The following is a 23,079-nucleotide window of genomic DNA, read 5'->3' as shown; positions in this document are numbered from 1 at the left end:
GTGAGCAGCGTCATAAAAGTGACCGTCCGTGGCCGGGCTTCTTCCACAATTCCCCTGCACCCAGCGGGAATTCATGATCCGTAATCCACGGAGGGTGACCGGTATTCCGTAGCGGTACGGCGCAAAGGAATGCACGAGGGAAAGCGGCGGCTTGTTCGCGCCGACCCGGCTGTCCTACGGTCACCGCAATCCGGCCGGACCGCCGAATCCTGCCGCCGGCCCGGAATTCAGCACCCACCCACGTGTGGCAGGAGCGGGGGACCCAAGGTAAGTCCGCCGAGCCCGGAATTCCGGGACCGGCTCGGGGTTAAGTCGCGTCACCACGCGGCCGGGCATCTCCAGCCCGAACCCGACAGCTCACCTCGCAGGCGCCGGAGAGGAATTCGCCATGCCCGCCAAGGGTAAGCACCGCCGTCCCAAGTCCAGCACGCTCACGCGTGGTTTCGTCGCCGCCAGCACCGGTGGCGCGGCCATCGCCCTCCCGCTGCTCGGCGCCACCGGTGCGCACGCCGCGGAGCAGAGCGCCGCGCCGGCGACCGCTCCGCAGCAGGTCGTCGCCGCCGCGCAGACCACCCAGGCCGCCGCCAAGCCCGCGCCCCGTACGTACACCGTGGTCGCCGGCGACTACCTCGCCAAGATCGCCCACAACAAGAACGTCAAGGGCGGCTGGCAGAAGCTGTACAAGGACAACCGCGAGGTCATCGGCGAGGACCCGTCGCTGATCCTGCCGGGCATGGAGCTCACCCTCGGCGCCAAGGCCGCCCCGGCCAAGGCGAAGCCGAAGGCCGACGAGGACCGCAGTGAGGCCCGCGCCTCCCGCTCCGCCGCCAAGCCCCAGGCCCCGGCGGCCAAGGCCGCCCCGGCGCAGTCCGCCCCGAAGAGCAGCGCCTCGGGCTTCACCGCCCCGGTCGACTCCTCGATCACCACCCCCTACCGCGCCTCCGGCTCCATGTGGTCCTCCGGCTACCACACCGGTGTCGACTTCGCGGCCTCCTCCGGCACCAGCGTCAAGGCCGTCGGCCCCGGCACCGTCGTCTCGGCCGGCTGGAGCGGCTCGTACGGCAACGAGGTCGTCATCAAGCACACCGACGGCACCTACTCGCAGTACGCCCACCTCTCCCAGCTCTCCGTCTCCTCCGGCCAGAGCGTGAGCGGCGGCCAGCAGATCGGCCTCTCCGGCTCCACCGGCAACTCCACCGGCCCGCACCTGCACTTCGAGATCCGCACCAGCCCCAGCTACGGCTCGGACATCGACCCGCTGGCGTACCTGCGCCAGCACGGCGTCTCGATCTGACGCACCGTCGGCACACCGCCGATCCCGCCCCGCCCGGCACCGTGCCCCACGGTGTCGGGCGGCGGCGTATTCCGGCTTGGGTGAATCTTGACCGGTGGCGTATCTCACGCTACGTCAACCCCTCCTTACGGTCGCGTAGGTCACATGGAAGGAGGCAGGATGTGCTCCCGTGGCAGACGATTCGACCTTCAGAGACAGTGGCGTATTCGGGTCGTACGTGGCGATCGGTGACAGCTTCACCGAAGGCGTCGGAGACCCCGGACCCGACGGGACGTTCGTCGGCTGGGCCGACCGCCTGGCGGTGCTGCTCGCCGACCGGCTGCCCGAGCCCGACGACTTCCGGTACGCGAACCTCGCCGTACGCGGCCGGCTCCTCGACCAGATCGTCGAGGAGCAGCTCCCGCGGGCGAAGGAGCTCACCCCTGACCTGGTGACCTTCTGCGCGGGCGGCAACGACATCATCCGGCCGGGCAGCGACCCCGACGACGTGGCCGAGCGCTTCGAGCGGGCCGTCGCCGATCTGACCTCGGTGGTCGGCACCGTGCTGGTGACGACCGGCTTCGACACCCGCGGCGTGCCGGTGCTGCGCCATCTGCGCGGCAAGATCGCCACGTACAACGGCCATGTGCGCGCCGTGGCCGACCGCTACGGCTGCCCCGTGCTGGACCTCTGGTCCCTCAAGACCGTCCAGGACAGGCGGGCTTGGGACGCGGACCGGCTCCACCTGTCCGCCGAGGGCCACACCCGTGTCGCCCTGCGCGCCGGGCAGGTCCTGGGCGTGGAGGTGCCCGCCGACCCGGACCAGCCGTGGCCGCCCCTGCCGCCGCGCGGCACCCTGGAAGTGCGCCGCGACGACATCCAGTGGGCCCGCGAGTTCCTGGTGCCCTGGATCGGCCGCCGCCTGCGCGGCGAATCCTCCGGCGACCACGTCTCGGCCAAGCGCCCGGACCTGCTGCCGCTGTAGCGAGCCGGACCCGCACCCCCGGCTGTCACACCCCCCGCCCATAATGGGAGGCCCGAGCCCTGGAGGTGCCGTGACCGGCTCCGACGCCACGCCCACGCGACCGTCGTGGTCCCGGCCGCGCCCGCTGTGGCCCGCCGCCTTCGGCGCGGACCCGGCGGGGGAGCGCCTGGAGCGCATCCGCCGCTCGCCGCACTTCGCGGACGGGGTGTTCCAGAACCCCGTGGGCGCCCGGCACAGACCCTCCGGCTCGGCCGTCGAGTTCGCGAAGACGTACTTCGAGAAGGAGGGGCGCAGGCGCCGCTCGCCGGCGGGCACCATCCCCGTGCACCCCACCACCGTCGCCGACCTCGCCCGGCCCCCGGCGTCCGGGCTGCGCCTGACGTGGCTCGGGCACTCCAGCGTGCTCGCGGAGATCGACGGCGTCCGCGTCCTCTTCGACCCGGTGTGGGGCGAGCGGTGCTCGCCGTTCCCCTTCGCCGGACCCCGGCGGCTGCACCCCGTACCACTGCCCCTGGCCGCGCTCGGCCCGGTGGACGTGGTGGTGATCTCCCACGACCACTACGACCACCTGGACCTGCCTACCATCCGCGCCCTCGCCGCCACGGACACCCTCTTCGCGGTCCCCCTCGGCGTCGGCGCCCACCTGGAGCACTGGGGCGTGCCGGCGTCCCGCCTGCGCGAGCTGGACTGGCACGAGTCGACGGAGGTCGGCGGCGTACGGCTGACCGCCACCCCGGCCCGCCACTTCTGCGGGCGCGGCCTGCGCAACCGGCAGCACACGCTCTGGGCGTCCTGGGCGGTCGCCGGACCGGAACACCGCGTCTACCACAGCGGCGACACCGGGTACTTCCCGGGCTTCCGGGACATCGGCGCCGAGCACGGCCCGTTCGACGCCACCATGATCCAGATAGGCGCGTACAGCGAGTTCTGGCCCGACATCCACATGACCCCCGCCGAAGGCGTCCGCGCCCACCTGGACCTCCAGGGCGGGACCGCGGCGGGCGTGCTGCTCCCGATCCACTGGGGCACGTTCAACCTGGCGCCACACCCGTGGGCGGAGCCGGGGGAGTGGACGAGGGACGCGTCCGAGGAGGCCGGCCAGGCGGCGGCGTTCCCGCGGCCGGGTGAGCCGTTCGAGCCGACGGGGCGGCTGCCCGAGGAGCCGTGGTGGCGCGGGGTGTCCCACCCTGTCGCTCACCCGTGGCGCCGGCCCCGGCCGGCGAAGGCACCTTCCGAGGCACCCGGGCACGATCTCGACCTTGCGGGTGGTCGGTGACGCCGAGCGAGGGATGACCTCGGCGGGATCGTAGGCGCTGTTTCCATGGCGCTTCGGGGTCCAGGGCCACGACACGCACGGTGCCGCAGCCCCAGCCCCGCTGACCTCGGTTGCGCGCCCGGTCAGGCGATCACACTGAGGGAGCGGTACAGCGCGTAGAGGATCGCCGGTAGCGCTCCGATCAGACCTGAGACCGCCACGATGACCGTGGGGAGCCGGTGCGTGGCACGCAGCGACTTCACCAGGTGGGCGACGAGTGCGAAGTAGGCCAACGAAATGATCACGCCGGCCAGCAACCCTGCTGTCGAGCTCGTGACTTGCATGAGAGTGCGCTCTCCTAACGTCCGAATGCCCAGTCCGTGATGGCATCGACACGCTGTGGGAGAGCTGCGTCAGCGGACCCTTGGCTAGAGGACCCTCGGCACCCTGCAACGGCGTGACGATGCTCTGACGGTAGCTCAAAGCCGCCCGCTCGCAATAGAGTTGAGAGAAATTGGTACGCCAAGGACCCCGGGAGGCCATCCCGGGGTACCCTTCGCGACGCGTGATCCTCCGGACTGGGCAGTCTGGTGGTGGACGTCAGGTCAACCATGCTGGCCTTTGGGGATATACGAATGGTGTACGTCCTGCATACGGGCGGGGCGTCGTCGGAGGAACCGTGGTCCGAGACGATGTGACAGCCGCAGACGAGGCGAATCTGAGGTTCGCGGTGCTCGGCCCGCTCCGCGCCTGGCGCGGATCCGACGCCCTTCCCTCCGGCTCCCCTCAGCAGCGCGCCCTGCTCGCCGTCCTCCTCCTGCGAGACGGCCGTACCGTCACCGCGCCGGAACTGATCGATGCCGTTTGGGGCAATGACCCACCGGCGCAAGCCCTGGCCGTCATGCGCACCTACATGTCCCGGCTCAGGAAGACTCTCTCAAGTGCGCACCTCGTGACGGAATCCGGTGCCTACGCCCTCCGTCTTCCCCCGGGTTCGCTGGACCTCGGTGTCGCCCAGAGCCTCGCCGCCGAGGCTGAATCGGCCCGCGCGTCCGGTGACCGCGAGGCCGCCCGCATGCTGTTGGACCGCTCGCTGAGCCTGTGGGACGGCGAGCCTCTCGCCGGTGTGCCTGGTCCGCGTGCCGAAACCGAGCGTGCGCGGCTGGTCGAGTGGCGCCTGCAGTTGCTGGAGGTCCGCATCGAGCTCGACCTGGAGGTCGGCCGCCACGCGGAGGTGGTACCCGAACTCACCACTCTCACCGCCGCCTACCCGCTGCGGGAGCGGCTGCGTGAACTGCTCATGCTCGCCCTGTACCGCAGCGGCCGGCAAGCCGAGGCGCTCGCCGTCTACGCGGACACCCGTCGGCTCCTCGCGGATGAGCTCGGCGTCGACCCGAGCCCCGATCTGTCCAAGCTCCAGCAGCGCATCCTGCAGGCCGATGCGGACCTCGCCCGCGCTGAGGCACCGAGTACGCCTGCCGGCGCCGTCCGCGTACGACCCGCCCAACTGCCCGCAACCGTCCCTGACTTCACGGGTTCCTCCGGCCTCGTCGAGGAACTCAGCGACACCTTGTCCGCGGGCGCCGAGGGCCGGGTCATGGTGATCTCCGCGCTCGCCGGAATCGGCGGCATCGGCAAGACCACCCTCGCCGTCCACGTCGCGCACGCCGCCCGCCGGCACTTTCCCGACGGCCAGCTCTACGTCGACCTGCAAGGCACAGGACGTCGTCCAGCCGAACCCGAGGCCGTTCTGGGTGACTTCCTGCATACCCTGGGGGTCCGTTCAGCCGATCTCCCCGACAGCTTGCAGGCGCGATCCGCTCTGTACCGATCGCTCCTCGACGACCGTCGCGTCCTGGTCCTGCTCGACAATGCTCGCGACGCCGCGCAGGTCCGCCCGCTCTTGCCGGGCACCGCCGGTTGTGCGGCTCTGGTCACCAGCCGCGTGAGGATGGCGGGGCTGGCCGGGGCGCACCTGGTCGACCTGGACGTGATGAGCCCAGAGGAGGCGCTGCTCCTCTTCACCCGGATCGTCGGCGAGGAACGCGTGCGTGCCGATCGGCAAGCCGCCCTCGACGTTGTCGAAGCATGCGGCTTCCTGCCGCTCGCCATCCGCATCGCGGCATCCCGTCTCGCCGCCCGCCGCACCTGGACCGTCGCCGTCCTTGCGGCCAAGCTCGCCGATGAGCGTCGCCGCCTCGACGAGCTTCAGGCCGGCGACCTCGCCATCAAGTCCACCTTCGAACTCGGCTACGGCCAATTGGAGCCGGCCCAGGCCCGCGCCTTCCGCCTCCTCGGCCTCGCCGACGGACCCGACATCTCCCTAGCCGCCGCGGCCGCCATCCTCGACCTGCCCGAACAGGACACCGAGGACCTCCTCGAAAGCCTGGCGGACTGCTCCCTTCTCGAGTCGGTCACACCCGGCCGCTACCGCTTCCACGACCTCGTACGCCTGTACGCGCGCGCCTGCGCCGAACGTGACGAGCAACCGAGCAGCGAACGGGAGGCGGCGCTGGAACGCCTCCTGGGCTTCTACCTGGCCACCGCTACCGGCGTCTACGCTCTGGAACGCCCCGGCGACCGACTCCCCGCGCACCTGTCCGATCCCCGCTGCCCCGGACTGGTCTTCGCCGAGCCGCATGCCGCCCAGGACTGGCTCTATCGTGAGGCCCGCCCGCTGCTGGCGTGTGTCGAACAGGCCACCGGACGACCTGGGATGCTGCGCAGAGCCGTGGACCTACTGTGGGCGGCCAAGGACCTCGTTGAATCCGGAGCCCATTCCAAGCAGTACGAAGCCGTCGCCCTGGCCCTGCGCGACGCCGCCTGCGCCTCCGGCGACCGGGGTGCCGAGGGGCGCGCCCGCGCCGCCCTCACCAACGTCCACCTGGTCGCCGGGCGCTTCACCGAGGCCGACGACGAAGCGCGCCAGGCCATGGAGCTCGCCGACGAGACCAACGATCCCCTGCTCAGGTGCTGGGCTCCCAACGACCGCGGAATCATCGCCGTCTATCAGGGACGTTACGACGACGGCGAGCGCTACCTGCTGGATGCCGTCGACGGGTTCCGGGCTGATGCCAACACGGTGGGCGAAGCAAGCGCTTTGTGCAATCTCTCTCGCGTCCATGCCGCCGTGGGACGACTCGACAGCGCCATCGAACTCGCCGAGCAGGGCATCGCCATCTATGAGCGGATAGGCCTACCTCTGCGCCTGGCCAACGGCCGTTACGCGCTCGGGGTCGCCCTCACCCAGGCCGGTCGGATCGACGAGGCGACACATCAGCTCAGCGAGGCCTTGCCACTCTTCCGCGACGGTCACCAGCTTCTGTGGGAGGGCATGACGCACCTCCGGCTCGCTGAGGCGCACCTGGCGGCGAACCGGCCGTCTCCGGCTGCAGCACACGCTGAGCAGGCCCTCGTCCTGCGTGACCTCGGCGGGAAGTGGCGCCTGGCCAACGTTCTCGTCGTTCTCGGGAAGGCTCTCCATGCGATGGGCGCCGCTGATCGTGCGCGTGCCTGCTGGCAGGAGGCGGTGGACGTCTTCGACGCGATCAACGCCTCTGAGTCCGACCACGTACGTGATCTACTGGCGGCCGGGACCGGCCCGGTTCTTCACACGGGGACCAAGGCCGGTTGAGCCCGTCGTCCGCCGGTCTGCTCGCGGATCGGCGTCACGGTCCGCGCCTTGGTGTGGGACGGGGGAGTGCGCGTGATCGCTGAGGGGCGCGGAGCCCCCGCCGCCGTGCGGGTCGCCGGCCGATGAGATCCGCCTGCGGCGGTGTCACTTCAGTGGGTCGTGGCCCCGGTTCATCAGGGAGTGCCGCCACCGGGTGTCCCGCACGTCGCCCGAAGGGCGCTGGGCCAGGTGGCGGCGGACGTAGCCGACCACCTTGCGCATGTGCTGGTAGTCGTCGTCCGAGAGGTCCCCCTTCTTCGACCGGAGGATCTCCAGGATGTGGCGGCCTGAGGCATGTCCGGTGGACTCCGCCCCGTCCTTGTGCTGCCCGGCGCTGCGCGACTCGTCGGAGGCCAGCCACCGTTCCAGCTCGCCCGGAGCCATGTTCACCAGCTCACGGAAGTCGTCCCAGGTCTCCTGCCGCTGCTCGCCGTCCACCACCCGGTCTCACTTCTTCTTCAGGGCGGACGGCTTGTGCACCGCCGACTTGCCGGACTTCTCGCTGCGTACCTGGTACTGCGGGTCGTCCGGCGAGGCGTCCACCGTGCGGCCCGCCGCCTCCGTCCGCTCGGTGATCTTCTTCTCCACCTCGCCCTCCGCCTGACCGCCGTGGCTGCGCCAGGCGACCTTGTCGCCCTTCTTCAGGTTCTTGGCCTCACCGCTGCTCTTCGCCATGGCTGCGCTCCTCTCCCGTGTACACGTGACCATCCGGTGCCGCTCTTCCAGCCTGCGGGTTCTCCGCCCAGGTCGCAGCTCGCGGGCCGTCCACGCGAGTGCGACGCCCGGCGGGCCGGACCAGCGCGCTGCCGCACCGCCGGGACGTCAGCTCGCGGCGCCGTGGAGGTACTCGGTCAGGGCCTTGCCCGGTCGAAACGCCGCCGTGCCCTCGGCGTGGTCGAAGGCGCGGCCGCCGCACGTCGGCCGGGCCGTACGGGAGCGCCGACCGCGCGCGTACGGTTTCACGCTCCCCCGGCGGCTCGTGGCCCCACGGCGTCCAGCGCTGGGGCGATGACGGCGAAGGCCCGGTCCAGCAGCGCGGCCGGGTCCTCGGCGCCGTCGCTGTCGCTCCACCGCCGCAGTACGGCGTCGTAGGCGGCCAGCGCCATCCCCGCGGCCAGCCGCGGGTAGAGATCGGCCGCCAGGTCGAGCCCCTGGCGGCGCGCCAGCTCCGCCGCCAGGTCGTCGCGCCACTGCGCCTGGCGCTCCAGGAAGCGCGCGAGCAGAGCGGGCGTGCGCAGGATCAGCTGGACCACGCGCAGCGCCCTCTCCGCGTGGTCGGAGCGGTCGCCACAGGCGGCCATGGGCACCCAGACCGCGTGCCGCAGCGCCACCGACGGCGGCTCGCCGTCAGCACGGCCTGCCAGCTCTGTCCGTATACCGGCGCCCATATCGGCCAGGAACTGGACGACCACGTCCTCCTTGGACGCGAAGTACCGGAAGAAGGTGCGCTTGGACACCCCGGCGGCGGTCGCGATCTCGTCGATGGTGACCGCGTCGAACCCCTTCAGCGCCAACAACTGCAGCGCCGCTTCGGTCAATTCGTTGGCGACGAGCTGCCGCTTGCGCTCGGCCATGGTCACTTCTGGACGGGAACTCACCCGGCCATCGTAGCGCCATGCCGTACGTGTCACTGGGTGATGTCTTGACACTTGGTGCCATCACGGGCAGCGTGTGTCGCATGACAGAGCAGATGCAGCGCTGGGCCGCCGAGCGGATACCCGACCAGACCGACCGCGTGGTCGTCGTCACCGGAGCCAACAGCGGCCTCGGGCTCGCCACCACCCGGGCGCTCGCCCGCCGGGGCGCGCACGTGATCCTCGCGGTGCGCGACGAGGCGAAGGGGCGCCGCGCGGCCGCGGAGATCACCGCCGGGCTGCCGGCCGCCCGCCTGGAGGTGCGCCCCCTCGACCTGGCCGACCTGGACTCGGTACGGGCCTTCGCCGACCGGCTACGCGCCGACCACCCGCGGCTGGACGTGCTCGTGAACAACGCCGGCGTGATGGCACCCCCGAGGTCCCTGAGCCCGCAGGGCCACGAACTGCAGTTCGCCGTCAACCACCTCGGCCACTTCGCCCTCACCGGCCTCCTGCTCGACCTGCTGAGCGCTGGGCGCGACCCTCGCGTCGTCACGGTCACGTCCCTCAACCACCGCAAAGGGCGGCTGCACTGGGACGACCTCACCGGCGAGCGCGCGTACGCGCCCATGGGCTTCTACAACCAGGCGAAGTTCGCCAACGCCGTCTTCGGACGGGAGCTCCACCGACGGCTCACCCGGGCCGGCAGCCCGGTGCGCAGCATGCTCGCCCACCCCGGCTACACCGCCACCAACCTCCAGACCAGCGGCCCGGTCGGCCTGGTGAAGGTGCTCTTCGGCCGCCTCCTCGTCCCGCTCGCCCAGGCCCCGGCCCAGGGCGCGCTTCCGCAGTTGTACGCGGCGACCGATCCGGGCGCGGAGGGCGGCGAGCTCTTCGGCCCGGACGGCCGGGGCGAGTTGCGCGGCGCCCCCACGCGGGTGGCGCTGTCCCCGGCGGCCGCCGACGCGGAGACCGGCCGCCGCCTGTGGGAGGTGTCGGAACGGCTGACCGACGTACGGTTCGCCTTCCCGACCCCGGCCTCCTGAGGCCGCGTCAGACCGCGTCCGTACGAGCTGCGGGGTCGCCGGATCGCACCGGGGCCCTGCAGTTTTCGTCAACTCCGTGTTTTCGGGCTGGAGTACGAGGCCTCATACCAGAGCGGGACGCTTGGCGGGCAAGTTTGTCAACTGCCCATCGGACGTGAATGTATGCCGACTACCGTGTGTGGCCGGTGATCAACGGTGGGCTCATCGGACGCCTGAGGCGTTCGCCGCAGCGCCACGGTCGAACACCCGCAGCATCCGCACCACCACAGCACCACAGCACTCCACACACGCACGTCCGTACCTCCACGCCGATTCCCGGGGCCCCACGTACCAAGGACGCTGATGTCTCAACTTCGCGCACCCGCCGCGCGGCCGGACCGCCGTGAAGGCGGGCGGCACGGCCGGTCCGGCGCCCGCCCCCTGCCGCACCACGGGAGGCCGAACCCGCCCGGCCCGTCTCCCGAAGCCCGTATACGCTCCCGACTCCTGGGCGCCGCCGTGGCGCCCGCGGTCGTCGTCGCCCTCGGCGGCGTCGCCGCGGTGCTCCTCACCATCCGTTCCACCGGCGCCAGTCCGTCCCCCGCCCTGTGGGCCACGCTGACCGCCTGCGCGGCGCTCGCCGTCGCGGCCATCGCCGCGGCCGCCCTGAGCGCCGACCGCGTGGCCACCTCCGTGCTGGACCGGTGCGCCGTCCTGCGCCGCACCGCCGCACGCAGCCAGAACGACCTCCAAGCCCTGGTCGCCCAGCTGCGCCGCGGCGAGCGGCCGCCCCCGCGGCCGGGCACACCGCTGCCCGGCCCGGGCGCGGACGAGTTCGACGTGCTCGCGGCCGAGCTGACCCGCGCCCACGAGGCGGCGGTCACCGCCGTCGTACAGGCGTCCCAGCTCTCCAGCAGCGTCGGCAACGAACAGAAGGTCGAGGTCTTCGTCAACCTCGCCCGCCGCCTCCAGTCCCTCGTCCACCGCGAGATCCAGCTCCTCGACGAGCTGGAGAACCAGGTCGAGGACCCCGAGCTGCTCAAGGGCCTCTTCCACGTCGACCACCTGGCCACCCGCGTCCGCCGGCACGCCGAGAACCTCGCCGTCCTCGGCGGCGCCATCTCGCGCCGCCAGTGGTCCAACCCGGTCACGATGACGGAGGTGCTGCGCTCCTCCATCGCGGAGGTCGAGCAGTACCCGAGGGTCAAGCTGGTGCCGCCGATCGAGGGCACCCTGCGTGGGCACGCCGTCGCCGACGTCATCCACCTCCTCGCCGAACTCGTCGAGAACGCCACACTGTTCTCCTCGCCGCACACCACCGTGCTGCTGCGCGCCCAGTACGTCACGGCCGGGCTCGCCGTCGAGGTCGAGGACCGCGGGCTCGGCATGTCGGCCGACGAGCAGCACAAGATGAACGCCCTGCTCAACGACCCCGACCAGGTCAACGTCGCCCATCTCCTCCAGGACGGGCGGATCGGCCTGTACGTCGTCGCGGCACTCGCCCGGCGGCACGGCATCGCGGTCCGCCTCCAGACCAACATCTACGGCGGCGTCCAGGCCGTCCTCGTCCTGCCGCAGGGACTCCTCGGCGCCGATTCCGCCGCGGCCTCCCAGCCTGCCGCGACCCCCCAGGCCGCCTCGGCCACGGGAGCCGCAGCGGCGGAGGTACCGGCGACGGGCGGGGCTCCGGCGCCCCCCGCGCCGCCGGAGACCGCGCGCCCCGAACCCGTACACCCGCGGCCCGCGCCGCCCGCCCTACCGCCGCAGCAGCCGGCGCCGTACGTACCGGCGGACCCCGTGCCCCTGCCCGTACAGGAGGAGCACGGCGACCGGCCGCGCCTCCCCAAGCGGCGCGCGCAGGAACACCTGGTCCCGCAGCTGCGCGACGCGCCCGTGGCACGCCGCCACGACGACGACGTCCTGCACGACCCGGGCCTGATGGCGGCCTTCCGGCGCGGCATCGGCCTGGCGGAGCTCGCGCACGCCGACTCCGACACCGACCCGGCCCCCGCCCCCGCGCCCGATTCCGTACGACACGACGAAGCTCACAAGGAGTAGATGCACCATGGCGAGTGATGTGCCGACCGGCCATTCCTCGGATCTCGACTGGCTGCTCACCGGTCTGATCCAGCGGGTCCCCCATACCCGCAGCGCGGTTCTCCTCTCCTCCGACGGCCTGGTGAAATCCGTGCACGGCCTCGACGCCGACAGCGCCGACCACATGGCGGCCCTGGCCTCCGGCCTGTACTCGCTGGGCCGCAGCGCCGGCAGCCGCTTCGGCGACAGCGGTGAGGTCCGGCAGGTCGTCGTCGAGCTCGACAACACCCTGCTGTTCGTCTCCACCGCCGGATCCGGAACCTGTCTGGCCGTGCTGGCCGGGCGCGAGACCGACGCCGCCGTCCTCGGCTACGAGATGGCGATGCTGGTCAAGAGCGTACGGCCGTACCTCGTCACCCCGGCCAGACAAGCGGCGGCGGCACCGGGCGCCACGGGGCGCTGAGCCATGCAGTCCTCCCGACCACGGCAACGCACAGGGCAGTGGCAGGACGGGCCCTGGCTCGACGACGCGGCCGGCCGGCTCATCCGCCCGTACACGGTGAGCGGCGGCCGCACCCGGCCGACGGCCGCGCTGGACCTGCTCTCCCTCGTGATGGCCACCGGGGCGGTGCCGCAGGCCCCGCTCGGCCCGGAGCACAACCAGGTCCTCGGGCTGTGCCACGGGCCGACATCGGTGGCCGAGATCGCGGCGCACCTGCGGCTGCCCGCGGTGGTCACCAAGGTGCTGCTCTCCGATCTCGTCGACTGCGGGGCGCTGACCGCTCGGGCGCCCCGCGCGCACGACAACCCCACCGACCGTTCCTTGCTGGAGGCAGTGCTCCATGGCCTACGACGACGGCTCTGAGGCTCGAGACGGTTTCGACGACGACGTCTTCCCCACCGCCGTGAAGATCCTGATCGCGGGCGGCTTCGGGGTCGGCAAGACGACCTTCGTGGGCGCGGTCAGCGAGATCGAGCCGCTGAGCACGGAGGAGTTGCTCACCCAGGTGAGCATCGGCACCGACGACCTCGACGGCGTGGAGTCCAAGACCACCACCACGGTCGCCATGGACTTCGGCCGCCTCACCCTCGACCGGCGGCACGTGCTGTACCTCTTCGGCACACCCGGCCAGGAGCGGTTCTGGTTCATGTGGGACGAGCTCTCCGAGGGTGCCCTCGGGGCGGTCGTACTCGCCGACACCCGCCGCCTCCAGGCCTCCTTCTCGGCCGTCGACTTCTTCGAGCGGCGCGGCATCCGCTTCGTCGTGGCCGTCAACGAGTTCGACGGCTCCTTCCGGTACGCACCCGAGGAGATCCGCGCCGCCATCGACCTCAAGCCGGAGGTGCCGGTCGTGCTGTGCGACGCCCGGATCGCGAGCTCCGGGATCCAGACCCTGGTCACCCTCGTCCAGCACCTGCTGGCGACCAACCCCGCCCCGGCCCCGGCGCCGAGCTACGGAGCACCGTCATGACCTATGACCCGACCCGTCACCTGCTGTTGACCCCGGTCGACCGCGAAGCACCCCTGCGCGTACGGCGGCTGCGCGAACTCGGCCTGGGGGAGCGGCCCGACCCCGCCCTCGACGCGTTCGCCGCCAGGCTGGCGCAGGTGACCGGCGCGCCGTACTCGATGGTCAACTTCATCGACGAGAACCGGCAGTTCTTCGCTGGCCTGCACACCCCGGACGGCACGCACGCGCGCCAGGACCTCAAGTCCACGGCCGCCGCGACCGCCGCGGCCACGGGCGGCGTCAGCCGCTTCATGGCACGCGACCACGGCTACTGCCCGCACGTGGTCGTCCGGCGCAAGGCGCTGGTCCTGGAGGACGTCTGCGACTACCCGCGGTTCGCGGGCAACCCGGTCGTCGACGAGATCGGCATCCGCTCCTACCTCGGCGCGCCCCTCATCGACCGTACGGGCACGGCCCTCGGCACGATTTGCGTGGTCGACACCGAACCCCGGCCCTGGGGCCGGGCGGGCCTGGAGACGATCAAGTCGCTCGCGGCGGAGCTGGTGGAGCAGATCCACCGCCGCGAGGACGGCGGCCTGTGAGCCGCGCCCACCCCGTGGCGCACCGGCCGTGATGTCCCCGCACAGCACCACGCTCTCCACGCTTCTGGGGTCACTGCCGGTGGTTCTCTCTCGCTCTGGTGGCTCTTCCGGTTCCGGCGAAGGCCGTGGTGGGAAGCACGGTCTGCCGGAACCGCGCGTGCGTGCGTGAGGACGGCGGCCCGCTCCGCGGGGAACAGCCGAAGGATTCCCCGGCCGTTGAAGGCATGAACGGCGGCCGCGGACCGGTGGCCGGCGGAGGCGAGGGCAGGCAGCAGCGGGGGAGGGCTCCTCTGCCGCCGGCGGATCTGCGGACCGTCCTGGGGCCGGTGGACCCGTCCTGGGGCCGGTGGACCCGGCCTGGGCGCGGCTGGAGCGTCCGGCCGCCCGCCGACTGCTGGAGGCCGCCGCCCGCAACGAGCTCGCCCGCGTGATCGGTTTCGCCGGTCGTGCTGACGGCCCGCAGGCCCTTGCCGACCGGCTCGCCCGCCGTCTGGCCGACCAGATGCGGCTGGCCGATCAGGGACCCGGCGGGCTGGCTGATCGGCCGGGGCCCGCCTTAGCGCCGACTGTGCGCCGAACCCGGTGCGACGAGGCCGCTCTGCTCGACTCCGGCCGGGACTGCCCGCGCTGCGAGGACGGGCAGGAAGACCGCCGTGCCCAGCGCCGTGCGGCCGCGGCCGCACGCAGCGGCAAGTCGGTGGCATTGTCACCGTTTGACGACTGCTCACCTGATAGAAGCGATGTGACCCTCGGAGGAGGCCCGTCCGCGCCGAGGTGCTGTGGCGACGTCACGCCGGTTGTGTCGCAGCGTCGAGGTTTCCCTCGATGAGCGTCTGTACGATTTGCGGCCGGTCCCAGAGGGACAGGATCTCGTTGGCGATGGCAACGACGGGCAGGTGGTCCTGGTCCCGAACCGTGACGGCTGCGGCCTTCAGGGTGCGCGGGACGGCTCCGGCGTCGAGGAGGACGCGCCATTCGTGGGTGCCGAGTTCCAGAAACTCCAGTCCGGTGAGACCGGCGATCTCCATGGGCTGGGCCAGGGTGCCGGGCGAGGCGGTGAGAGTGCGTAGACGGGGGAGTTCGGCGACTGGCGCGAGGCTGAACGGCGGGCCGTCCCAGGCTTCGATGGACAGGACCTCCAGGGCGGGATGAGCGGCGTCCTGGACGGTCTCAAGACGACCGGTGCCAACCCTGGCTACGGCAGGGAGCTGATCTTCGCGGAGGTCACGGCGTTCCTCGCGCAGTCGGCCGAGAACGAAGTCGGTGAGGGAGTCGGCCACGAGGTCGGCACCGAGGCTCTTCTCGTGATCGACCAGGATGATCTGTCCGAAGTATCCGCCCGGGCCAGGAGTCAGGTCGACGGCGAACTCGTCGCCTCCGTTGCTCCCGAAGCCGATCCAACCCGGTGAGCCGGCCAGGCCCTGCACCGCGGCGTCGGGCGCTGTACTGACCGCGCCCTTCGCGTCCACATCCCAGCTGTGGTGACGGAGCGCTCCGTCGATGGCGTAGAGGTAGTCCAGACCGGAGAGCTCGCAGCCGACCGCGTCACCGGCGCGGTCGGCCTCCTCGAAGTCGTCGTCGTCGTAGTCCACCCGTGTCACCCGGTAAAGCACCTTCAGTTCGTCGGACAACGTGACACCGAGGCGTGCTTCGGCGGCAGCGATCTCCTCTTCAGTCGCGCCGACGGAGTCGGGCAGCCGTTCGCGGAGCGTCCGCTCCAGCAACCTCAGATCTGCCGTAGGTGCCGGTCTGGCCCCAGGCACCGGAGCGGGACTGCGGAGCCAAGGCTCCGGAAGGGCTCCATCAGCCAGAATGAGCACTCCCAGGTCCGGGTAGCCGATAGCCGGTTCCACGACCGGGCTCGGCCAGACAAGGCCGAGTGTGACCTTTCCGGCGGGCTGGACCTCCGCCCGAAACGCGACCTCCTTGACTCCACCCCGCGCGAGCGCCCGCTGAATGTCCTCGACCGCTATTCGCGCTGACGGCGACATCGATCCACGGTGGGCGAGGCTCCAGCCGTACTGGCTGATGCGTCCCGCCACACGCGCTCGCCGACCGGCAGGCCACTCGGTGTCGCCGGCCAACATGAACCGCAGTACGGGCTCCCAGGTCGCGAAATCGCATACCGATGACAAAGGGGGTCTCTGATCAACCATGCGTAGAACGTACGCGGAGCCTATGACAGCCTCAGCGTCACGGTCGTGGCCTTCAGGACGTGCTACCCCCGCCGGGCGCGGGGCGACCCCTCAACGTAGATGCCGGCCAGGGAGACCAGGGGGAAAACCCCCGCGCGCGGGAACGACCCCACCACAGCTTCTGCGACCGTCCTGCGGCCTGGGCTACCCCCTGCGGGGACGACCCGGCCGCGAGCCAGTGGACGGACTTCTGTACCGGACTACCCCCGGCGCGTGCGGGAGCGGCCTCCCCGACCGGACGGCTGCGGAGTGGTCCGAATCATCCCCGTTCGCTCAGGGACGACTCGACGTCGACCTCGCTAGTCTCCAGCCTCTACGGAGTAGCCCTGCGGGCGTGGGGACGACCGCGGGCAGTCGTCGCACGGCATCCGCCCGGGCAGCGGTGGGCCGGCGCAGCCAGACGTGGGACTACCCCAGCACTTGCGGGGGAGCGGTAGCATCGCGCCTCCGTTGGCCGCCGAGGAGAGGACTGTGGACGTGACACGACCCCGCGTGGGCGTCGCTGTGCTGACGATGGGCAATCGGCCCGACGTCTGCGGTTGCTGCTCGACTCCGTCGCCAAGCAGGATGAGCAGCCCACGATGACGGTCGTGGTAGGCAATGGCTCCTGCCTACCGCCGCTGCCCGCTGGGGTGACCGCAGTGGAACTTCCCCAGAACCTCGCGGTTTCCGGCGGCATGAACCCACCAGGACGCAGCGAGCCGTTGGGGTTGCCGTCCGGGTAGCGGAAGGCGACCCGGCCCTCCGCCTCCAGCTCGTCCAGCACACGCTCGTCGGCGACGTACCGGCCGTCGATGTTCTTGAGGGGTATGTCGTGACCGAGCACTCCACCGACGAGCGGACACGCATCCGTGCCGCCATGGACCGGCTACTCACCGGCCGGCCCACAGCCTCCGACGGCGCACTGACCGTCGTCGCTCTCGCGGCCGAAGCCGGTGTTCACCGCATGGCCCTCCAGAAGCGCCATGCGGACCTGAAGGCTGACTTCTACGAACGCGTCCGCACCGAGACGAAGCAACCCCCGGAATCGGAAAAGCGGCTCCGCAAGACCGTGTCCGACCTGAAGGAAACCGTTGCCGCGCAGAAGGCCGAAATCACGGCGCTCCGGCATCAAGTCACTCAACTCGCGCTCGCCAACGCCGTCCTCACTCGCCAGGGTCACAATCTGAGCGAGAGCTCGGCGGAGGCACCAGCCAATGTCGTACGCCTCCATCCGAAGGGAGAATGACCAGACGGGCACTTCCGAGCGCAGGTCTGGGCCACCTCTCTACCGATAGCACCTGGGCATCGAAAACCAGGAGCCATTCGGTAACGCTCCAGGCAGGATGCCTCTGTGAACCATGTTCTGTGCGGGCTTGCCGCCAACGTAAGCCTGCCGTCCGAGCTGGTCGACCGGCTGATCGCGGTCGCGGACTCCGAGATCGCTGCGGACCTCGCGCATCGGGTCGACCTCAGCCACGCGCAAGCGGTGGTGCTGGCTTCTCGTGTCGAGGAAGGCGCTGTCTCGCTTGCGTATGCAGGCCTGCTGACCGCCGCAGACGTTGATCCCGCGACGCAACCGGACGTCGCGCTCGCACTGCTGGCCGAGCGTGCGGGACGCCCGGAGTGGGCGCGCCTCCTCGCGGAAGATCCAGTCGTCGAGCGCCGGGAGAAGCTGGCCGCCTGCTCCGGCCTTCCTCTCGATGTGGTGGAGATGCTGGCCACCGACTCGGACGTACAGGTCGTCGCGGAGCTCGCGTTGTGGGCGGCACCGGAGACAGCCACCAGACTTGCGGCGCATCCGCACGCCGAGGTCCGTCGCGCGGTGGCGGCCAACGAGGCGACGCCACCGGCCGTACTGGCGGCGCTGCTCACCGGCGAGGGCCTGCCACCCGCACAGCGGTGCCTCGTCTGCGACCGTGAAGAGGCGCCGTTCGTGCACGATCCGCAATGCTCGCGACTCGACTGCGATCTGCCGTCCGGTGCCTCCTGCGACGGCTCCCACGCGTCCACCAGGCACGACATGCAGCAGATGGCGATTCGGAACCCGGCCACACCCACGGAAGCCGTCGTCGGCTTCGTCAGCCACCCTTCGCTGCTGTTGCGCTGGGCGCTCGCCGGCCGCCCCGATCTGCCATCGGAGGTCTGCGCTCGGCTCGCCGTGGATCCGAATCCCGGTGTTCGAGCAGACCTCGCCGAGAATCCGGCGATCGAAGACGCCTTGATCCGCGCACTGGCAGCCGACCGTGACCACGAAGTGCGGCGCAGGCTCGCACACAACCCGCTCGTACCGCTCGACGTGCTGACCGACCTGGCCAGCGCTACCAGGATCGGCGCCACTCTGCTGCCGCGGATCGCCTCGGCATCTCCCGACGAGGTCGAGAAGCTGGCCGAATCACAGAACCCAGCCGCGCGGATGCTCGTAGCCCAGCGCCGCGATCTGTCACCCGCTATACGCGACGCGCTGGCCGCCGACTCCGACGCAAAAGTGGCCAAGTCCATCGCTCCACACCCGGGCCTCTCGGAAGGCCAACTGCGCACCATGCTCGACCGGCACGGAGTCCGAGTCGTCGCTAAGGTGGCCGCCAATCCGGACGCGACTCCGGCACTTCTGGAAGACCTAGCCCGGCACGAACCATCGGTGCAGAAGGCGTTCCGCGAGATCGCCCGGCATCGCAATGCGTCGGCACCGGCGCTGCTCGCCTGCCTGGCAGACGCACAGGCGAGGCCCATAGCCGCCAGTCATGCGGCACTTCCGCCGACGATCATCGAAGAGCTACTCACCGACGCCGACTGGCAAGTGGTGGAGGCGGCAGCCGCCAATCCCTCGCTGTCCCCCGCTGTCATGTCGGATCTGATACCCCGGCTGTAAGCCCTGGCCGCCAATTGAACTCTCTGCCCCGCCAGTCACATCCTGGGAGGCCCTTCGAAGGACCTCCTATTCTTGAACACAAGAACGTGACTGGGAACACCCCTCCGTCGGGTAGTTCACGAGGCCAGCAGCGGACAGAGCGGCGGCCAGAGCGACCCGGTTCGTCCAGGCGTGGCTGCTGATCGAGGTTGCATGCATGTAGCAGGCGCCGTCGGATTCCTCCGGGCTGGCGTTCGCGCGCGTGCCCATGTCCAGCGCCTCGGCGAACGGGTAGAAGTTGGGGCCGCCGGCCCGGTTCCTGGAACGGCAGCCAGTTCGCCACCAGGGTCGTCGAATCGGGATGGTCGGGGCTGACGAACGCGTACACGTCCGATGTGTCGAACGGCGGCTGCCCGGATATTGGAGGCGCCTCGCGGTGGCTCGTCGCGGCCGCCGTCCGCGGCTGAGCATGCCGGCCCCGGCGGCGGCCAGGCTCGCGGCGGCCAGTGCGGCACAGGCGAGCCGAGTGATGTTCCTGCGCGGCCGTGCTCCTCGCCCGGTACGCCTACTCTGGGGGGTTGCGGTCGTCTCATCCGGCCGCGTCGGACACCGCGTGGCGAGCGTCGCGGTACCGGTCGTTCACCCGGCCGGATCGGAGGTGGTGGCGGTCGGCGGGGGCACCGATCCGAGACCCGTCGCCACGAGGGCCCCCAGGGCCAGCACACCGGCCGACCACAACACCGACCGGGTGCCGAGGCCGTCCGCCACCCTGCCTCCCGCGAAGGCGCCGAGAGCGATGGCACCGTTGAACACCCCCACGAGCAGGGCCGTCGCGCCCTCCCTCGCTTCCGGCGCCGCCAGGGCCAGCCACGTCTGGGTGCTCACCGACACACCCCCGTAGGCCAGGCCCCACAGGATGAGCAGGATGCAGGCGCCCGCCACAGACAGCCCGAGCAGCGGCATCAGCAGCACGGATGCGGCCAGGGCGGTGCTGATCACCAGCAGCGGGCCGCGCACCGACCGGCCCAGCCGGGCGCCGGCCAGGAAGTTGCCGGCGACACCGGCGATTCCGTATACCAGCAGCAGCGTCCCGATCAGCGAAGCCCTGACGCCCGAGACCTCCTCGAGGAGTGGCCGCACATAGGTGTACGCGGCGAAGTGGCCGGTCACGAGGAGGGTCACCACCACGAGCCCGGTCGTCACCTGCGGCTTGCCGAGCAGCCGCAACACGCCGCCCAGCGCGACCGGTTCGTCGGCGGGGAGCGGCGGCAGCGACACGGCCATGGCGGCGGTCACGAGCGCGGCCAGTCCGCCGGTGGCGAGGAACGCCGCGCGCCATCCGGCGAGTTCGCCGACGTAGGCCCCGGCCGGCACGCCCACCACGGAGGCGATCGCGATACCACTGAAGATCATGGAGGTCGCGGGTCCGGTGGACGTGGCCGGTACCAGCCGCACTCCGAGTCCGCCGGCGAGCGACCATACGCCTCCCATGGCGACGCCGATCAGTACGCGGGCCACCATCATGACCGCGAAGTCGGGCGACCAGGCCGCGAGCACGTTGGCGGCCGCCAGGAGCGCCATGAGGGAGCACAGGACCACGCGGCGGTCGGTCCGGCCGACCGCCGCGGTGATCAGCGGGGCCGACAGCGCACCGATGAGGCCGGTGACGGTGAGCGTCAGCCCGGCGGTTCCCTCGCTCACGTCCAGTGAGGTGCTGATCGGTGTGAGCAGCCCCACCGGCAGCATCTCGGACGTGACCACGGAGAAGGTGCCGGCCGCAACGGCCGTCACCGCGGGCCAGCCGCCCTTTGCAGAGGCCGAGGGGGCGGGCTTTGGTGCCCGCCGGTTGTCCACGTTCGTCATGGCTCCACACAACTGCGGCCCAGGGAGCGGAACAAGCGCGAACTTCTCATGCTTCCATGAGGTGGACTCATCGATGACGCCGCATACGCCACGCGGTGCCGGATGGAAGCGGGCCGGGCGGAGGAGCATTGCCATGACAGTCACGAGCCGCGACAGCACGGGCGGACGGCGGTCACCGGCGAGCACGGTGGAGATCCGCGAGTTGGAGTGCTTCCTGATCCTCGCGGAGGAGCTGCACTTCGGGCGGACCGGGGAGCGGCTGTACGTGTCCCAGAGCCGGGTCAGCCAGTTGATCCGCGGCCTGGAGCAGCGCATCGGCGGACGGCTGGTGGACCGCACCAGTCGGCGCGTACGGCTGACCGTGCTCGGCGAGGACTTCCTCGTCGCGCTCCGCCCGGCCTACGCCGCGCTGCGCGCCACGGTCGAGGACGCCCGGGCGGCGGCGCTCGGGCTCAGCGGGACGCTGCGGCTCGGGTTCCAGGGAAGCGTGGGATACGGATTCATGGAGGTGGTCGGGGAATTCGAGGAGCGGTATCCCGGCTGTGCCACCCGGATCACCGAGTTGCCGCTGTGCGACCCCTTCGGGCCCGTGCACCGCGACGAGGTCGACATGGCGGTGGTGCTGCTGCCGGTCGAGGAGCCGGATCTCGTGCTCGGGCCCGTTTTCTCCCGCCAGCCTCAGTGCCTCGCGGTGTCCCGTAGGCACCCGCTGGCCGCCCGGGCCGCCGTGGACGCCGAGGAACTGGCCGGGACACCGCTGGTGGGTGTGGCCGCTCCGGCGCCGGACTACTGGCGCGAGGCGCAGGCGCCCACCCGTACGCCGTCGGGCTCCGCGGTGCCGCAAGGGCCGGTGGTCGGCACCCTTCAGGAGGGCCTGTCGCTGGTGGCGGCCAACCGGGGTGTGATGCTGCTCTGCCGCCCCACCACCGAGTACCACCACCGCCGGGACGTGGCCTACGTTCCGGTGACCGGACTGCCCGACTCGGCGCTCGGACTGGTCCGGCGCGCCGACCGCGACAACGCGCAGGTCCGGGCTTTCGCCGAGGCGGTGGCCGCTGCGGACGCAGCGCACCGGCTGTAGGCGTCGGTGGTGGCACCGGCTGCGCGCGGCGGCTCGGTCCGTGATCTGGTGGGCGCGGACGTGGTCGGGGCGGCTGGTGAGCTGGCCGAGGGCGTCGTGTCCCATGACGATGTCGGGCTGGAAAACCCGGATGTGGGCGACGAGGCGGCCGACTGCTTCGTCGAGGATCACGCTCAGCGTGACGAGCTCGTGCTGGCCGGCCGACCCGGCCGACGCCGCCGACGTTACCGCCCACGTCCGGGTGTCGCTGAAGACGGACATCGAGCGCGCCCGGCGCGAGTTCCTGGAGCCGGGCGAGCCGGACCCGGACCCGGCTGCGGCGGCGTCCGCGCTCGCCCTCGCCGCGCTCCAAGCCGTCGAGCCGGCCCTGCCGGAGGGCCGCAGCAGCGCTCTCGGGCGGCTGGGGCGGACTGAGGAAGCCAAAGCGGAGGCCCGGCGGGCGTACAAGACCGAGCAGGTCCGCCCCTGGTTCCAGCCCACCCGAACTGCGCGGAAGCCGTCGAGGCGGCGACGAACGCCGCTGACGCGGCCCGGGTGCGGTCGCCCGCGCCGCCGGGGTCTCCAACTGGCTCTTCTACGCCGAAGATGTGCGCGAGCACATCGAGGCCGCGATGAAGGGCCAGGCCAAGGCGGAACGGCGAAAGGGTCAGGGCGGGGCCAACGCCTCCGCGGCGAGCCTGGCCACCGACCTCACCCTGGTCCGTGAGGAGAACAAGGCTGGCGCCCAGTTGGGCCAGGCCAGGACCAGGGACCTGACCGCCCGGATCGACGAGCTGCTGGCGGCCGTGGGACGGCTCACCCTGGAACGCGACGAAATACGCGCCGAACGCGCCGAGCTGAAAGCCAAGCTCGCCGAGACCGAGGACGACCTGGCCGCCGCCCGCGAGGCCGGCCGACGAATGCTGCGGCACGTCAACCGCACACCATAGGAGGTCCCACTCCAGGTCGGTGACTTCGCGGCGGCTTATACCGCCACCTTGATCCACTACCTAACGATCCCGAAAGGCGGACGCTGGCTCACCCTCATCCGCAACAAAGATCGCCCTGTGAGGAGAACGCACGGGAATGGCGGGCGTGCTCAGGCAGATCGGCGACAGCTGCACCGACCCGGACGAAGATCAGATATGTACCGCATTCCTACGACAGTGCATATCTGTTAGGTTCGTGATCGATTCGGTTGAGCGCTGCTGACCCCAGTGCGTGCCGAAAGGTGAGGCGGCCTTGGAACAGGGGGA

The 23,079-nt window shown here is 71.2% G+C and carries 21 protein-coding genes, 4 pseudogenes and 1 riboswitch; of the genes and pseudogenes, 15 read left to right on the top strand and 10 right to left on the bottom strand.

Features of this window, described 5'->3' with window-relative positions; genetic code table 11:
• Positions 1–225: 225 nt before the first annotated feature.
• Positions 226–384, top strand: a riboswitch (cyclic di-AMP (ydaO/yuaA leader).
• Between the two features lie 4 nt (positions 385–388).
• The 3 genes from AB0A69_RS04615 to AB0A69_RS04605 all read left to right on the top strand — a co-directional run bounded on the left by AB0A69_RS04615 (position 389) and on the right by AB0A69_RS04605 (position 3,534).
• Positions 389–1,294, top strand: a complete 906-nt coding sequence (locus AB0A69_RS04615) for a LysM peptidoglycan-binding domain-containing M23 family metallopeptidase (protein WP_361415312.1) — start codon at positions 389–391, stop codon at positions 1,292–1,294.
• A gap of 169 nt (positions 1,295–1,463) precedes the next feature.
• Entirely contained in the window at positions 1,464–2,258 is a 795-nt protein-coding gene (locus AB0A69_RS04610) for an SGNH/GDSL hydrolase family protein (protein ID WP_361415310.1), read from the top strand.
• A gap of 124 nt (positions 2,259–2,382) precedes the next feature.
• The gene (locus AB0A69_RS04605; protein ID WP_361416770.1) at positions 2,383–3,534 is read left to right on the top strand and encodes an MBL fold metallo-hydrolase; all 1,152 of its coding nucleotides are present in this window, start codon (positions 2,383–2,385) and stop codon (positions 3,532–3,534) included.
• A gap of 122 nt (positions 3,535–3,656) precedes the next feature.
• Here AB0A69_RS04605 and AB0A69_RS04600 read toward each other — a convergent pair whose 3' ends face one another.
• Positions 3,657–3,818, bottom strand: coding sequence for a hypothetical protein (locus tag AB0A69_RS04600; protein ID WP_361415308.1), 162 nt, complete (start codon positions 3,816–3,818; stop codon positions 3,657–3,659).
• Between the two features lie 374 nt (positions 3,819–4,192).
• Between AB0A69_RS04600 and AB0A69_RS04595 the strand changes: the two genes are divergently transcribed.
• The gene (locus tag AB0A69_RS04595) at positions 4,193–7,147 is read left to right on the top strand and encodes a BTAD domain-containing putative transcriptional regulator (RefSeq protein WP_361415306.1); all 2,955 of its coding nucleotides are present in this window, start codon (positions 4,193–4,195) and stop codon (positions 7,145–7,147) included.
• 144 nt (positions 7,148–7,291) lie between these two features.
• On the opposite strand, the gene AB0A69_RS04590 is transcribed toward AB0A69_RS04595, so the two are convergent.
• The 4 genes from AB0A69_RS04590 to AB0A69_RS04575 form a co-directional block, all read right to left on the bottom strand.
• Complete coding sequence (locus tag AB0A69_RS04590) at positions 7,292–7,624, bottom strand: DUF3140 domain-containing protein (protein WP_361416767.1); 333 nt, start codon at positions 7,622–7,624, stop codon at positions 7,292–7,294.
• A gap of 9 nt (positions 7,625–7,633) precedes the next feature.
• The gene (locus AB0A69_RS04585) at positions 7,634–7,861 is read right to left on the bottom strand and encodes a DUF2945 domain-containing protein (protein ID WP_361415304.1); all 228 of its coding nucleotides are present in this window, start codon (positions 7,859–7,861) and stop codon (positions 7,634–7,636) included.
• A gap of 147 nt (positions 7,862–8,008) precedes the next feature.
• Entirely contained in the window at positions 8,009–8,149 is a 141-nt protein-coding gene (locus AB0A69_RS04580) for a hypothetical protein (RefSeq protein WP_361415302.1), read from the bottom strand.
• Entirely contained in the window at positions 8,146–8,760 is a 615-nt protein-coding gene (locus tag AB0A69_RS04575; protein ID WP_361416764.1) for a TetR family transcriptional regulator, read from the bottom strand. Before AB0A69_RS04575 ends, AB0A69_RS04580 begins: the two co-directional genes overlap by 4 nt.
• 104 nt (positions 8,761–8,864) lie before the next feature.
• Between AB0A69_RS04575 and AB0A69_RS04570 the strand changes: the two genes are divergently transcribed.
• The 6 genes from AB0A69_RS04570 (at position 8,865) to AB0A69_RS04545 (ending at position 13,875) form a co-directional block, all read left to right on the top strand.
• On the top strand, positions 8,865–9,806 hold the full coding sequence (locus AB0A69_RS04570) for an oxidoreductase (protein ID WP_361415300.1): 942 nt from the start codon (positions 8,865–8,867) through the stop codon (positions 9,804–9,806).
• 342 nt (positions 9,807–10,148) lie between these two features.
• A complete protein-coding gene (locus AB0A69_RS04565; protein ID WP_361415298.1) occupies positions 10,149–11,843 on the top strand; it encodes an ATP-binding protein in 1,695 nt (564 codons plus the stop codon).
• Positions 11,844–11,850: 7 nt separating this feature from the next.
• Entirely contained in the window at positions 11,851–12,285 is a 435-nt protein-coding gene (locus AB0A69_RS04560; RefSeq protein ID WP_361415296.1) for a roadblock/LC7 domain-containing protein, read from the top strand.
• A gap of 3 nt (positions 12,286–12,288) precedes the next feature.
• Positions 12,289–12,687 (top strand): DUF742 domain-containing protein, encoded by a 399-nt coding sequence (locus AB0A69_RS04555; protein ID WP_361415295.1) that lies wholly within the window; start codon positions 12,289–12,291, stop codon positions 12,685–12,687.
• Positions 12,665–13,294, top strand: coding sequence for an ATP/GTP-binding protein (locus AB0A69_RS04550; protein ID WP_361415293.1), 630 nt, complete (start codon positions 12,665–12,667; stop codon positions 13,292–13,294). Before AB0A69_RS04555 ends, AB0A69_RS04550 begins: the two co-directional genes overlap by 23 nt.
• Entirely contained in the window at positions 13,291–13,875 is a 585-nt protein-coding gene (locus AB0A69_RS04545; RefSeq protein ID WP_361415291.1) for a GAF domain-containing protein, read from the top strand. The genes AB0A69_RS04550 and AB0A69_RS04545 overlap by 4 nt, the downstream gene beginning before the upstream one ends.
• 788 nt (positions 13,876–14,663) lie before the next feature.
• Here AB0A69_RS04545 and AB0A69_RS04540 read toward each other — a convergent pair.
• Entirely contained in the window at positions 14,664–16,031 is a 1,368-nt protein-coding gene (locus tag AB0A69_RS04540; protein ID WP_361415289.1) for an SMI1/KNR4 family protein, read from the bottom strand.
• A 552-nt stretch (positions 16,032–16,583) separates the two neighbouring features.
• Here AB0A69_RS04540 and AB0A69_RS04535 point away from each other — a divergent pair.
• Positions 16,584–16,753: pseudogene (locus AB0A69_RS04535) on the top strand (glycosyltransferase family 2 protein); the annotation flags it as partial.
• Between the two features lie 8 nt (positions 16,754–16,761).
• On the opposite strand, the pseudogene AB0A69_RS04530 reads toward AB0A69_RS04535, so the two are convergent.
• Positions 16,762–16,881: pseudogene (locus tag AB0A69_RS04530) on the bottom strand (phosphoribosylformylglycinamidine synthase subunit PurQ); the annotation flags it as partial.
• 48 nt (positions 16,882–16,929) lie between these two features.
• Here AB0A69_RS04530 and AB0A69_RS04525 point away from each other — a divergent pair.
• Both AB0A69_RS04525 and AB0A69_RS04520 read left to right on the top strand, forming a co-directional pair.
• The gene (locus tag AB0A69_RS04525; protein ID WP_361416761.1) at positions 16,930–17,298 is read left to right on the top strand and encodes a hypothetical protein; all 369 of its coding nucleotides are present in this window, start codon (positions 16,930–16,932) and stop codon (positions 17,296–17,298) included.
• Positions 17,299–17,403: 105 nt separating this feature from the next.
• A complete protein-coding gene (locus AB0A69_RS04520) occupies positions 17,404–18,921 on the top strand; it encodes a hypothetical protein (protein WP_361415287.1) in 1,518 nt (505 codons plus the stop codon).
• Between the two features lie 102 nt (positions 18,922–19,023).
• Here AB0A69_RS04520 and AB0A69_RS04515 read toward each other — a convergent pair.
• The 3 genes and pseudogenes from AB0A69_RS04515 to AB0A69_RS04505 all read right to left on the bottom strand — a co-directional run.
• Positions 19,024–19,176: pseudogene (locus AB0A69_RS04515) on the bottom strand (dipeptidase); the annotation flags it as partial.
• Between the two features lie 3 nt (positions 19,177–19,179).
• A pseudogene (locus tag AB0A69_RS04510) lies at positions 19,180–19,407 on the bottom strand (DUF4331 family protein); the annotation flags it as partial.
• A 132-nt stretch (positions 19,408–19,539) separates the two neighbouring features.
• A complete protein-coding gene (locus tag AB0A69_RS04505; protein WP_361415285.1) occupies positions 19,540–20,691 on the bottom strand; it encodes an MFS transporter in 1,152 nt (383 codons plus the stop codon).
• Between the two features lie 205 nt (positions 20,692–20,896).
• Between AB0A69_RS04505 and AB0A69_RS04500 the strand changes: the two genes are divergently transcribed.
• The gene (locus tag AB0A69_RS04500) at positions 20,897–21,844 is read left to right on the top strand and encodes a LysR family transcriptional regulator (protein ID WP_361415283.1); all 948 of its coding nucleotides are present in this window, start codon (positions 20,897–20,899) and stop codon (positions 21,842–21,844) included.
• Positions 21,845–22,431: 587 nt separating this feature from the next.
• Positions 22,432–22,773 carry a hypothetical protein gene (locus tag AB0A69_RS04495; protein ID WP_361415281.1) on the top strand — a complete coding sequence of 114 codons (342 nt, stop codon included), beginning with the start codon at positions 22,432–22,434 and terminating at the stop codon, positions 22,771–22,773.
• Positions 22,774–23,079 lie beyond the last annotated feature (306 nt).

Origin of the sequence: Streptomyces sp. NPDC045431, from assembly GCF_040646655.1 — a bacterium.
GTDB lineage: Bacteria > Actinomycetota > Actinomycetes > Streptomycetales > Streptomycetaceae > Streptomyces.
Note: the sequence above shows the minus strand (reverse complement) of the source record. Positions and strands in the feature narration are given on the sequence as shown.